The organism is Mesorhizobium sp. M0563, from assembly GCF_040321065.1.
In the GTDB taxonomy this organism is placed as follows: Bacteria; Pseudomonadota; Alphaproteobacteria; order Rhizobiales; family Rhizobiaceae; genus Mesorhizobium.
Genome location: NZ_JAMYQV010000001.1, coordinates 260,660 through 273,185, shown reverse-complemented (window position 1 = coordinate 273,185; position 12,526 = coordinate 260,660). Strand labels below are relative to the sequence as shown.

Below are 12,526 nucleotides of genomic sequence, written 5' to 3'. Positions count from 1 at the left end.
GAGGGGGGAGAGGTGGCGCCGCGAAGCGGCGACGGAGTGGGGGAAGCCGTTCATGAAACGCGCAGCCGCCGCAAAACAGGCACAACCCAGCGAGCGCGTAGCCTGCGGCAAGCAGGCAATCAGGCCGAAGCACTGCTTTGGCCTGAACTAAAGGCGCGCAAGCTTGGCGGCTATCGCTTTACGCGTCAGTTCTCCATCGGCGCCTTTTTTGCAGACTTTGTCTGCCGCGAAAAATGGCTTGTTGTTGAAGTCGACGGACAACAGCACGCCGGCAGTTCATATGACCGCCGCCGCGATGATTTCATGCGCGCCCAAGACTACTCGATCCTGCGTCTTTGGAGCCATGACGTCCTGAAACATCGTACTTCCGTCTGTGAAACCATTCTTGCCGCGCTTGATGGCAGGCTGGCCGAAAACATCGCTGTATTCGATCTCCGCTTTGTTTTCGCGCCCCGCTCACTCGATTCAATCTCTTCAAAAACGGAACTATCTTCATGAAATCTCATGCAAAAGCGGTTGTTATCGGCGGCGGCGTCGTTGGCTGCTCGGTGCTCTATCATCTGGCCAAGGCCGGCTGGACCGACATCATGCTGATCGAGCGTTCGGAGCTCACCTCCGGCTCGTCCTGGCATGCGGCGGGCGGCTTTCATACGCTGAACGGCGATCCCAATGTCGCCAAGCTGCAGGCCTATACGGTGCAGCTTTACAAGGAGATCGAGGAGATTTCCGGCCAATCCTGCTCGCTGCACCTGACCGGCGGCGTCATGATGGCCGACACGCCCGAGCGCATGGACTTCCTTCGCCTCGCCCATGCCAAGGGCCGCTATCTCGGCATGGACACCGAACTGATCACGCCGTCCGAAGCCAAGGCGATGTTCCCGCTGATGGACGAGACGAATTTCGTCGGCGCTATGTGGGACCCAGTCGAGGGCCACCTCGACCCTTCCGGCACCACCCACGCCTATGCCAAAGCCGCCCGGAAGCTCGGCGCCGAGATCGTGCTGCGCAACCGCGTCGTCGAACTGACGCAGGAGGTCGACGGCACCTGGAACGTCGTCACCGAGCAAGGCACGATCAAAGCCGAGCATGTCGTCAACTGCGGCGGCCTGTGGGCGCGCGAGATCGGTCGCATGGTCGGCGTCGAGCTGCCGGTGCTGGCGATGGAGCACATGTATCTCCTGACCGAGCCGATGCCGGAAGTCGAGGAATTCAACAAGTCGACTGGGCGCGAGATGATCGGCGTGCTGGATTTCAAGGGCGAGATCTACACCCGCCAGGAACGCAACGGCATCCTGCTCGGCACCTATGAAAAAGCCTGCAAGCCGTGGTCGCCGGTCAACACGCCATGGGATTTCGGCCACGAGCTGCTGCAGCCCGACATCGACCGCATCGCGCCGTCGCTCGAGATCGGCTTCAAGCATTTTCCCGGCATCGAGAAAGCCGGCATCAAGCAGATCATCAACGGCCCCTTCACCTTCGCGCTCGACGGCAACCCGCTCGTTGGCCCTGTGCAGGGCCTGACCAATTTCTGGTGCGCCTGCGCCGTCATGGCCGGCTTCAGCCAAGGCGGCGGCGTCGGCTTGGCGCTGTCGAACTGGATGGTCCATGGCGACCCCGGCTTCGACGTCTGGGGCATGGACGTTGCGCGCTTCGGCGAATGGGCAACGCTGCGCTATACCAACGCAAAGGTGCGCGAAAATTATTCGCGCCGTTTCTCCATCCGCTTTCCCAACGAGGAATTGCCGGCGGCAAGACCGGCGCAGACGACCCCGCTTTACGACACCATGCTCGCCAACAACGCCGTCATGGGCGACAGCTGGGGTCTCGAAACCCCGCTCTGGTTCGCGCCGAAAGGCTCGGAGCCGAAGGGCATCGTGTCCTTCCACCGCTCGAATGATTTCGGCGCGATCGGCGAGGAAGTGTGCGCCACCCGCGAGAGGGTCGGCGTCACCGAGATCGCCAACTTCGCCAAATACGAAGTCTCCGGACCTGGGGCCGAGGATTTCCTCAACCGGCTGATGACCAACCGCATGCCGAAGACCGGCCGCATCGTGCTGACGCCGATGCTGAACGAGTTCGGCAGACTGATCGGCGACTTCACCATCGCCAAGGCGGGCGAAGAACGCTTCATGATCTGGGGTTCTTCGGCCGCGCAAAAATATCACATGCGCTGGTTCGAGAAGCATCTGCCGAAGGACGGTCCAAGGGCGTCGGAGGTGCGCATCCACCGCTTCGACCAGACGCTGGTTGGCCTCTCCATCGCCGGGCCGAAATCGCGCGACCTGCTGCAGAAACTGGTCGACGTCGACATCTCGACCAAGGCCTTCCGCTTCATGGATTTCCGCGAGATGGCGGTCGGCGGCGCGCCCTGCATGGTCAACCGCATCACCTACACCGGCGATCTCGGCTATGAGATCTGGATGGCGCCGGCCTATCAGCGTCTGGTCTACAAGGCGATCAACGAGGCCGGCGAAGAGTTCGGACTTGTTGATTTCGGCATGCGCGCCCTGCTCTCGATGCGGCTTGAAAAGAACTTTCCGACCTGGTTCCGCGAGCTACGTCCGATCTACGGACCGTTCGAAGGTTCGATGGACCGCTTTATCAAGCTGGAGAAGAACGATTTCATCGGCCGCGAGGCAGCGGCCAAGGAACAGGCGGCAGGGCCGAAGCTGCGCCGCGTTTCCTTTATCGTCGATGCTGCGGATGCCGACGTCATGGGCGACGAGCCGATCTGGGCCAAGGTCGGCGACAAGGATTTCGGCACGGTAGAAAAGCCGCATGGCTATGGCGCGCCGCGCTTCGACGCGGGCGGCAAGGAAGTGCGCGGCTCGAACGCCGCTGAAGGCGCGTCTGCCGTGCGCGGTATTGTCGACGGCAACTGGCGCGTGGTCGGCTGGGTCACCTCCGGCGGCTATGCGCATTATGTCGAGAAGTCGATGGCGCAAGGCTACGTACCGGCAGTGCTTGCCGAAAACGAGAGCGCCGGGCTGTTCGAGATCGAGATCCTTGGACACCGGCGGTCGGCGCGCATCAACGTCGAGCCGCCCTTCGATCCGAGTGGCGAAAAGATGCGAACGTAGGTGCAGCCAGCCGGTCGCATTGTGCGGAGCACGCTCTTCATGCTAGCCCAGCCGGCAACTGTGCCGGCAGGGGCGATGAGACTTCCTTGAAGTACGACATGAAATGGGCCGAGTGGCTGGCCGAGGGACGGATCGGCCCCTTCCCGGCGGCGATCGTCATGGTCGCGGCTTATTTTGCCTTGCAGACCATCATACTGTCCCTGTTGAGCTCTTGGGCGGGAACCGGCGTCGGCATCGACGATGCGGAGCAGCTGATCTATGTACCGTATCTCTGGGCTGGATATGGCGGCTCGCAACCACCTCTCTACACCTGGATCAATTGGCTGGCCGCGCATGTTTTCGGCACCAGTATCTTCACGCTGAAGCTCGTCAAATACTCAGTGCTGTTCCTCGCCGCCTGCAGCGTGTTCGCCGCCATGCGGCGGTTCGGCTACACCAAGGCGACAGCGGCGGCGGCCATGTTCGGCCTGTTTACGATCCCGCAGGTCGTCTGGGAATCGCAGCGCGCTTTGTCGCATTCCGTCGCCGTCGTCGGCTTCTGCTCGCTGCTCCTGCTCACCATGGCCTATCTTCTCGAGCGGCGTAGCATGATTGCCTATGCGGCGTTTGGCCTGGCCACGGCGGCGGCAATTCTTGCCAAGTATAACGATGTCTTCCTCGTGGTGGCCCTTGTTGCGGCAGCGCTGTCGCTGCGCGAATTGCGCAGCGCCATCCTTGATCCAAAGTTCGCAATCAGCATAGCGGTCGCGATATTGGTGCTGGCACCAACCACCTATTGGAGCCTCATGCATCCCGCCGATTTATTGTCGAGAGGCGAGAAGTTCGGAATAGACCCGCAACAAGGGCGCATCGCGGCGGCCTTTGTCGGCGCCGGCAAGTTTGTCATGGGGACCTTCAATTTCGCGGTCTTGCCGGTGCTCGTTTCCGCGCTGGCCTTCGGGGTGGCGAAGTTCCGTTTCTCCGAGCGGCACCCGAAACGTCCGGCCAGGGAAATTCTGTTGTGGCGTAGCTTGGCGCTCGGCTTGGCTATGCTGGCAATACTTGTGCTGGCCACCGGCGTGACGGTTGTCAAGGACCGCTGGCTGCTGCCGGTCCTGTTCATGTTGCCGCTGGCCATCGTCGCCACTATGGAACGGCTGGCGCCGCGCGGCAGGAATGCGCAGCTCCTGGTGATCGCGGCTGGAGCGATCATCGCCGTGTTGCTCGCGCCCGCCACTTGGTACGTCCAGATAAACGGGACCAGTGGCCTCTCCCGCATGATCCGCTTGGATTACCCGGCCCTCTATCGCCAACTGACCGCGGACGGACCGGTGAAAACTGCAATATCCGACGGTGCATGGGTCGGCAACCTGCGGCTGGTCGACGAAAAACTGGTCGCACTTGACCAGGAAGTGCCTAATTTCGAAACGCTGATGCGGGGGCCGGCCGTACTCGTCTGGCTTGATCACGACGATCCGCGGCCGGTCATTTTGGACCAGCTCAAAGCGGCCGGCTATGAGCCGGACGGCCAACCGCGGCAAATCATGGTTCCGCTGTTGCGTGGCACCGACAAGTCCGCCCGGCCCGGCGCATTCGTCCGACTGAAGAGAATGGAAGGAGCCATGGCGCCCAAGGAAGGCGCTGGCGAAGGAGTCGAGGGTGGACAGGAATCCGACTGACCGGCCCCGTCATCATCGCAAGATCATGCCGTTCGAGCCGGAGGACTCGATCGATGCGCTGCGCAAAAAATCGCGCCTGAAGGCCGCTGAACTCAACCAGCATCTGCTGGGCTATGGTGCGCTGGCGGAAGCCGAGTGGCAGGCGGCGGGTATTGACGCTCCTGACTTGCGCGCCATGCGCCGATACCGGCTCGAGCGCATCCGCGCCGAGCTGAAGCGCCGCGACTATGCGGGAGCCCTGCTCTACGATCCGGTCAACATCCGCTACGCGACCGATGCGACCAACATGCAGCTCTGGGTCGCGCACAATCCGACCAGGCATTGTTTCGTCGCCACCGATGGGCCGGTGGTACTGTTCGACTATTTTTCCTGTGAGCACCTTTCCGACCATTCCGGCGTCGTCGACGAGGTGCGGCCGGCGGTGTCGTGGGCGTATCTCTACAGCGGCGAGTTGACCGGGCAAAAAGTCCGCCGCTGGGCAGCCGGCATCGCCGAGCTGGTACTGGAACATGGCGGCGGCAATCGCCGTATCGCGGTCGATCACATCAATCCCGAGGGCATCGAGGAACTCGCCCGTCTCGGCATTTCGACCGGCAATGGCGAGGCGGTGATGGAAAATGCGCGGCTGATCAAATCGCCCGACGAGATCCTTGCCATGCGCCGGGCGATCGTCGCTTGCGAGGCGGCGATGGGCGAGATGGAGCAGGCGCTGAGACCTGGTATTTCCGAGAACGAATTGTGGGCCGAACTCCATCGCGGCAACATCGCGCGCGGCGGCGAATGGATCGAAACCCGGCTCCTGTCGTCGGGTCCGCGCACCAATCCGTGGTTCCAGGAGTGTTCGTCGCGGACGATCGAGGCCGGCGATCTCGTTGCCTTCGACACCGACCTGATCGGTCCTTACGGCTTCTGCGCCGACCTGTCGCGCACCTGGCTTTGCGGTGACGCGCCGCCGTCGCAGGAACAGCGTGACCTGTTTCAGATCGCTGCCGACCAGATCGCCCACAACACCGAACTGATGCGGCCGGGCATATCCTTCCGCGATCTCGTCGAGGGCTCGTCGGTGCCGCCGGGAGACTGCTTCCCGGCGCGCTACGGGGTGCTCTATCACGGCGTCGGCCTGGCCGACGAATACCCGACATTGCCGCATGCCGGCGACTGGACCGACGACACGCCGGACGGCGTGCTTGTGTCAGGCATGGTGCTGTGCGTCGAGAGCTACATCGGCAGGCTTGGCGCCTACGAAGGCGTCAAGATCGAGGAACAGATCCTGATCACCGACACCGGCAACGAGAAGCTTTCGACCTATCCGCTCGACAATCGGCTGCTTGGGGGCTGAGCGAACCTAATGCATGTCGCGCAAAAGTGTGCAGCGGTTTTGCGATAACGACATGCGTAAAACAAGAATTTAAAGCGCGTCGCATGAGGCCGACCGGACGCGACGCGCTTTATGTGAGCGCCTCGATCGCCTCGCGCATCATGGCGACGATCGTTTCCGGCGTCCTGCTGGCCGTGATGAACGGCAATCCTTTGCGCCGCCTTGTCCAGCCGACGACCGTCATCTTCTGCGCTGCAGGCTCGAAACGCTGCGCCAGCGCCCAGCTCTCGCAGTCGATCGCCGCGACGTCGGCCCTGCCCTCGGCAACAGCAACAATCGAAGCGCGGTGCCCCCAGCTTTCGCTCAGCGCGGAAAAGATATCCAAACTCTCGCCCAGTGCTTGCAGGTCGCGTGTCGGCGCGATGATGCCCGACATGGAATCGAGGCTGTTGAAGGTGAAACGTTTGCCGCGAAGCTGATCGAGCGGAATGACGGCGCCGCCGTCGGCCGGCGACCTTGCCGGCGGTGCCTCGCCCGCCCTCATGACGATGGCGCTCGAATAGAGTTCGCCCTGTCCGCCCTCAAAGGCGTCGTAGCGCGGCTGGCCGACGAGGTGGACACGCTGCGACAGGCCGAGTTCCATCGGTCCCCAGCAGGTTTGCGCAAAGAGCAGCGCCGGGTGCAGCCAGAGCCGGTGAAAATCCAGTTCGTCCAGCGGCAATGTCGCCGGATCGGGCGCGATGAGTTTTCCCTTATCGTCGCGAATACCGCCAGGCACCGGGGGCAAATCGCCATTGCGGCGGATAATCGTCTCCGGCGCATCGATGCCTTTTTGTCTGAAAGCATCGCGCAGCCGCGCCCATTCTGCGTCGACCTCGTCCCGCGCTTCCGGCCAGTCGTACATCGGCAAAGCCGCAATGAATTCGCTCATGCCGGGATTTGACCGTTATGCAGGGAAATTGACAAGGTCAGGAAAGCGTTGCCCGCGCGGCAGCGCCTGCAATGCCGCGAGGATCATTCCTTCGGCGGCTCGGCGGGTACCGGTGCGCTGCCAAGCCCATTGAGGCTGCGTGCCCTGACGCGCGGCTTGAACGCGCGTCCTGGTTCCGGCATGCGCCGCAGCACGGGATGGACGATCGGTTCCTTCGCCTTGAAGGCATAGGCCTTGAGCAGCGCGAAATAGTTCGGATAGGCGTAGCCATTGTTCATCCGCAGCCACTCGTCGCGGCGGTCGCGAAACAGCTTCGGCAGCCTGTACCAGGCCACCGTCGGGCTCTTGTGATGGACGAAATGCAGATTGTTGTTGAGGAACAGGAAGGACAGCGGCGAGCGCTCGACGATGATCGTGCGGCCTTCCCGATGTTCAGACCATTGATGCTCGGCGTAGGTGCGGATCGAAATCAGCGACTGCCCAAGCCACACCGGCACCAGTATGTAGAGCCACAACGGCATGCCGAAGCCGAACTGCACGACAGGCAACACTACGGCGAGGCCGATCGCATGCAGCAGCCATGCCTTGCAGATGGAATTGTCGCCCGCGGCAACCTGCCTGGCGTCGTCGATGAAGAAGCCGATGCAGGAGAGCCACGGACCGAGCACCAAACGCCCGAGCATCGTGTTGTTGACCTTCAGCAGGAACTTCATAGCCGACGGCAGCTCTTCGTGCTGCCAGAGCGCCTTGTAATAGCTTTCGGGATCGTCGAGCGGATCGGTCAGGCGCTCGTCTGCATGGTGGCGCAGATGAATGGTCTTGAACCGGCGAAACGGCCAGACAAGGCCAATCGGCAGGAACACAACGGCTTCGTTGAGCCGCGCGTTCCGGGTTGGGTGGCCGTGCAGGGCCTCGTGCATCAGCGAGGATTGCAGCGCCGCAATCAGGGCCAGAAGGGCGAGCGCCAACAGCGGGTAGGATGGCCAGAGCAGAAAGCCGGTAGCGAGCCAGCCGCCGTAGCAGAAAAGTGCGAGAAACACCGTCGGCCATTCGATGGTCGCCGCGCCATGTCGCCTGTTGCCCATGCTCGTCATGCTATCGACCACTGCCTTCCAGTCGCCGGAACCCGTTTGATTCCTGACAGCATTGTGTCAGGAGCGTTGCATTGCTGCAACGCGATAAAGCGCACAAACTGTTGCGATTGCGCATTTTCAGCTGCATATGTTATGCATTGTAAACAACGCACCGGATTCATTTACGCCTGAAGCTCCGCGTTCGCGGCTTCAGCGCAAATTTTTCCTCCTATCGGGTGGGGTGGCGATTTGGACAAGCGCGACCTGTCGACGATCTTTCGCGAGCGCCTGAAAATGCTCTTGACAAGGTCCGATCTGAACCAGTCGGCCTTCGCCGCCGCGGTTGGCATCGACCGTTCGGCGCTGTCGCAGCTGCTCTCCGGCGCCTCGACCCGCCTTCCCCGCGCCGAAACGCTGCTCAACATCGCCGCCGAATTCAAAGTCTCGCTCGACTGGCTGCTCGGCCTCAGCCAGGACGAGGGCGTCACCGGTGAAATCCGCGAGAGCCTTGAGATCGAGGAGGCGCCGGACGGCTTCGACCGCACGCTGCTGGCTCGCTGGCATGCCGAGGCGGCGGGAACGAAAATCCGCTACGTCCCGGCCGGCATTCCCGATCTTCTGCGCACCGAGGCGCTTGTCGACTATGAAGCCGTCATCGCCAACAAGAGCCGCGAGGCACAGGCCGGCGAAACGCAGTACCGCATCGACTACAACCGACGGCCCGAAACCGACATGGAAGTCTGTATGCCGCGCCACACGCTGGAGATCTTCGCGCGCGGGCTGGGCGTGTGGGACCGCTTTCCGGAGGCCGACCGCCACCAGCAGCTCCTGCACATGGCGACGCTACTCGACGACCTCTATCCCACCTTCCGCCTGTTTCTCTATGACGGGCGGATGCGCTATTCGATCCCGTACACCATCTTCGGGCCCTATCGCGCAGCCATTTACGTCGGCGACATGTATCTGGTGCTGAACGCCACGCAGCCGATCCGCATCCTGACCAGCCATTTCGACAATCTGATCCGTGCCGCGGACGTCAACGCGCATGAAGCGGCCAGCTTCACACGAAAGCTGGCGGAGATGCGATTTTGACCGGTTGCTCTCCGTGTCGACATTGACGGCACATAAAGAATTCTTTATATCCTTATCTCAGTTATTCTTCCGGGAAGGCGTATTTCACATGACCAATCCGATCGACGCTCTGCTTGCCGAAAAGGGCGTCCTGCTCGCCGATGGCGCCACCGGCACCAATCTGTTCGCGATGGGCCTTGAGGCCGGAGAGGCTCCTGAGCTCTTGAACGAGACCGCGCCCGACACCATCACCAGCCTGCACCAGAACTTTGTCGATGCCGGCGCCGACATCATCCTGACCAACTCTTTTGGCGGGACCCGCCATCGGCTCAAGCTGCACCATGCGCAGGACCGCGTCCACGCACTGAACAAGCGCGCCGCCGAGATCGCAAGCGCCGTCGCCGGCAAGGCCGGCCGCAAGGTGATCGTGGCCGGCTCAGTCGGCCCGACCGGCGAATTGCTGGTGCCGCTCGGCGCCATGACCTATGACGAGGCGGTCGAGGCCTTTGCCGAGCAGATCGAGGGCCTGAAGGCCGGCGGCGCCGAAGTCGCCTGGATCGAAACCATGTCGGCGCCGGACGAGATCCGTGCCGCCGCCGAAGCCGCCATCCGCGTCGGCTTGCCCTATACCTATACCGGCTCCTTCGACACCGCCGGCCGCACCATGATGGGGCTGCTGCCGAAGGACATCCACGGTGTCGTCGACGGCCTGTCGCAGACGCCGCTCGGTGTCGGCGCAAATTGCGGTGTCGGCGCCTCCGATATTCTCGCTTCGCTGCTCGACATGACCGAGGCGAAGCCCGAGGCAACGGTGATCGTCAAGGGCAATTGCGGCATCCCCGAATTTCGCGGTGCCGAGATCTACTATTCGGGCACGCCCGAGCTGATGGCCGATTATGTGCGCCTGGCCGTCGATGCCGGCGCCAAGATCGTCGGCGGCTGCTGCGGTACCTCGTTCCAGCACCTTGCCGCCATGCGCAAGGCGCTCGATGCGCACACCAGGTCGGATCGCCCGACCGTCGAGCAGATCGTCGAACGCATCGGCCCGATGCGCAACAAGCAGGCGACGGTCAACGTCGCCGAGACCAGCGAAGCCCGCCGCGAACGGCGCCGCGGACGCGCCTGACGCTTTCGGCTGCGACGCGGTCCGCGAAGCGGTGCAGCCACGAAAAAAGGCCGGCAAGGTTTCCCTCGCCGGCCTGCCTCACCCGCCCGTAGGCCGGTTCCCCCTGTCAGAACGATCCCATCTGAAAGAAACCGGCCATCATTGCCACTACCGGTTACCGCCGAGCGCCGAGGCAAGGCGCACAAGCGAGAGGAACTCGGACCGGTACCCAAACGGGTCGGCTCCTCTGGCGGCGGTGGCAATCTCCATGATCTTGTCGTAGCCGAACTTCGCGGTCGCATCCTCGTCGCGCAGCTTCTGGCCGAAGGCAGCGACGGCAACGGAGAAACGCTGGTCGGTGCTGGCCTGGTCGAACGACGCCACCTCGTTGGCTGACGTCACCGGCGTGGTGATCAGCTTCGAAGTGTCCTCGTTCGGCAGCTTGTAGCGGATTTTGACGAAGGCATATTCGTCGGCATTGGCGACACCGCCATTGTTCACCGAGGCCTGGCCATAGCGCAGCTGATCGATCTGTTCGCCGCCGCTGCCCTTAGGCGTGATCTCGTAGATCGCGGTGACCGAATGGCCTGAGCCGATCTCGCCGGCGTCGACGCGGTCGTTGTTGAAATCCTCGCGGTTCAAGGCGCGGGTCTCGTAGCCGATCAGCCGGTATTCCGAGACCTTGTTCGGGTTGAACTCGACCTGGATCTTCACGTCCTTGGCAATGGTGAACAGTGTCGAGGAGGCATCCTCGACCAGCACCTTCTCGGCCTCCGCCAAAGTGTCGATATAGGCGGCGGTGCCGTTGCCGTTCTGGGCGATGGTCTGCATCATCTGGTCGTTCAGGTTGCCGCGGCCGAAGCCGAACACCGACAGGAACACACCTGTCTTGCGCTCCTTTTCGATCAGCCGCTTCAGGTCGTCGTCGTCGGTCTGGCCGACATTGAAATCACCATCGGTGGCGAGCATCACCCGGTTGATACCGTCCTTGACGAAGGATTTCTGCGCCAGCCTGTAGGCTTCCTTGATGCCCGCCTCGCCTGCCGTCGAGCCGCCGGATGTCAGGTTGTCGATGGCAGCGAGGATCTTGTCCTTTTCCGAAGCCTTGGTGGGCTCCAGCACGGTACCGGCATCGCCCGCATAGGTGACGATCGAGACGGTATCGTCGGGTCTCAGCTTGTTGACCAGCAGCCGAAAGGCCGACTGCAGGAGCGGCAGCTTGTCCTGCTCGTTCATCGAGCCCGACACATCGATCAGAAAGACCAGATTGGCCTTGGGCTGCTCGGCCGGCTTCACGTCGAAACCCTTGATGGCGACATGCATCAGCCTGGTGTGCTCGTTCCACGGAGTCGGCATGACGCTGACGGTCGAGTTGAACGGCGTCGAGGCGGAGTCCGGGCCTTTCCAGTCATAGGGGAAGTAGTTGACCATCTCCTCGACGCGCACCGTATCGGCCTGCGGGATAAAACCTTCCTTCAGCGAGCGCCGGACGAAGGAATAGGAAGCGGTGTCGACATCGATAGAGAACGTCGAGACCGGGTCTTCGTGTGCGGCATGCACCGGATTGGTCTTGAAATCCTCGACCCGGTCACGGTTTTCCTCTCGCGGCAGCATCTGGTCGGCCGGCGCAGCGGCAGGCTGCTGTGCCATCAGCTTGGACTCGGCAACCGTGCCAGGCATGCGTCCGACCCGCGCGCCACCATCGACTGCCGGAGCCACGGAGTTTGCACCGCCATCCAGCGCAAACTCGCCGCTCTGCGCCGGTTCGGGTGCATTGCGGGTGAGCACATCCTGCTGCGTCAACCCGCCGACCGCGGTCGATTCCGCTTTCGGCGGCGATGTCGGCGCCACAAGCGCCTCGCCGGCGTCGCGGCTTTCGCTGTCGGCGTCCGCCTTCTTCTGCTTATCTGCTTCGGCAACAACCGGCGGTTTGACGGTCGCCGGCTTGTCAGCCAGCGTTTCGGTGATCTTATCGTCGCCGCCGAATTCGGGCCCGCCGAATTTGGATTCCCCAAGCATATAGATGGTGGCGTATCCGGCGATCGGCAGGGCAACGAGCCCGGCAATGGCCGGCGTGGCGAAGAGTTTCTTTTGCATGATTTCGCTCCAGAGCCTTTGTGCTCGCTCTGTGAGACGAAGCCCGCCTGCCGATCCTTGGGCGGCCGGTAAAGTTTTTTCTTCCATGTCATAGGCGCGCAGCGCGGCCTGGAGGGCACGCGCCTTTGCATCCGCGTCAGGCGCCGGTGCTGCGATATCGCGCAGCCTGTTCAGTTGCTTGTCGTCGACCATG

General features: G+C 62.5%; 9 protein-coding genes. 6 read left to right on the top strand and 3 right to left on the bottom strand.

Annotation, left to right across the window (positions count from 1 at the left end; genetic code table 11):
* Positions 1 to 36: 36 nt before the first annotated feature.
* The 4 genes from NKI50_RS01300 (at position 37) to NKI50_RS01285 (ending at position 6,077) form a co-directional block, all read left to right on the top strand.
* Positions 37 to 498 carry an endonuclease domain-containing protein gene (locus NKI50_RS01300; protein ID WP_051409687.1) on the top strand — a complete coding sequence of 154 codons (462 nt, stop codon included), beginning with the start codon at positions 37 to 39 and terminating at the stop codon, positions 496 to 498.
* The gene (locus NKI50_RS01295) at positions 495 to 3,080 is read left to right on the top strand and encodes a GcvT family protein (protein ID WP_352715120.1); all 2,586 of its coding nucleotides are present in this window, start codon (positions 495 to 497) and stop codon (positions 3,078 to 3,080) included. Before NKI50_RS01300 ends, NKI50_RS01295 begins: the two co-directional genes overlap by 4 nt.
* A gap of 86 nt (positions 3,081 to 3,166) precedes the next feature.
* Positions 3,167 to 4,738 (top strand): glycosyltransferase family 39 protein, encoded by a 1,572-nt coding sequence (locus NKI50_RS01290; RefSeq protein WP_352495951.1) that lies wholly within the window; start codon positions 3,167 to 3,169, stop codon positions 4,736 to 4,738.
* Positions 4,739 to 4,763: 25 nt separating this feature from the next.
* Positions 4,764 to 6,077: a M24 family metallopeptidase gene (locus tag NKI50_RS01285; RefSeq protein ID WP_352640497.1), complete on the top strand. Its 1,314-nt coding sequence runs from the start codon at positions 4,764 to 4,766 to the stop codon at positions 6,075 to 6,077.
* 109 nt (positions 6,078 to 6,186) lie between these two features.
* Here the strand turns inward: NKI50_RS01285 and NKI50_RS01280 are convergent, their stop codons facing one another.
* Positions 6,187 to 6,987, bottom strand: a complete 801-nt coding sequence (locus tag NKI50_RS01280) for a phosphate/phosphite/phosphonate ABC transporter substrate-binding protein (RefSeq protein WP_023719947.1) — start codon at positions 6,985 to 6,987, stop codon at positions 6,187 to 6,189.
* Between the two features lie 83 nt (positions 6,988 to 7,070).
* Positions 7,071 to 8,081, bottom strand: a complete 1,011-nt coding sequence (locus tag NKI50_RS01275) for a fatty acid desaturase (protein ID WP_352715117.1) — start codon at positions 8,079 to 8,081, stop codon at positions 7,071 to 7,073.
* Between the two features lie 228 nt (positions 8,082 to 8,309).
* Here NKI50_RS01275 and NKI50_RS01270 point away from each other — a divergent pair, with 228 nt between their 5' ends.
* Positions 8,310 to 9,152: a helix-turn-helix domain-containing protein gene (locus NKI50_RS01270; protein ID WP_023719945.1), complete on the top strand. Its 843-nt coding sequence runs from the start codon at positions 8,310 to 8,312 to the stop codon at positions 9,150 to 9,152.
* An 88-nt stretch (positions 9,153 to 9,240) separates the two neighbouring features.
* Positions 9,241 to 10,257, top strand: coding sequence for a betaine--homocysteine S-methyltransferase (gene bmt, locus NKI50_RS01265; RefSeq protein WP_023719944.1), 1,017 nt, complete (start codon positions 9,241 to 9,243; stop codon positions 10,255 to 10,257).
* Between the two features lie 147 nt (positions 10,258 to 10,404).
* Here bmt and NKI50_RS01260 read toward each other — a convergent pair whose 3' ends face one another.
* On the bottom strand, positions 10,405 to 12,525 hold the full coding sequence (locus NKI50_RS01260; RefSeq protein ID WP_352715114.1) for a vWA domain-containing protein: 2,121 nt from the start codon (positions 12,523 to 12,525) through the stop codon (positions 10,405 to 10,407).
* Position 12,526: the final 1 nt, after the last annotated feature.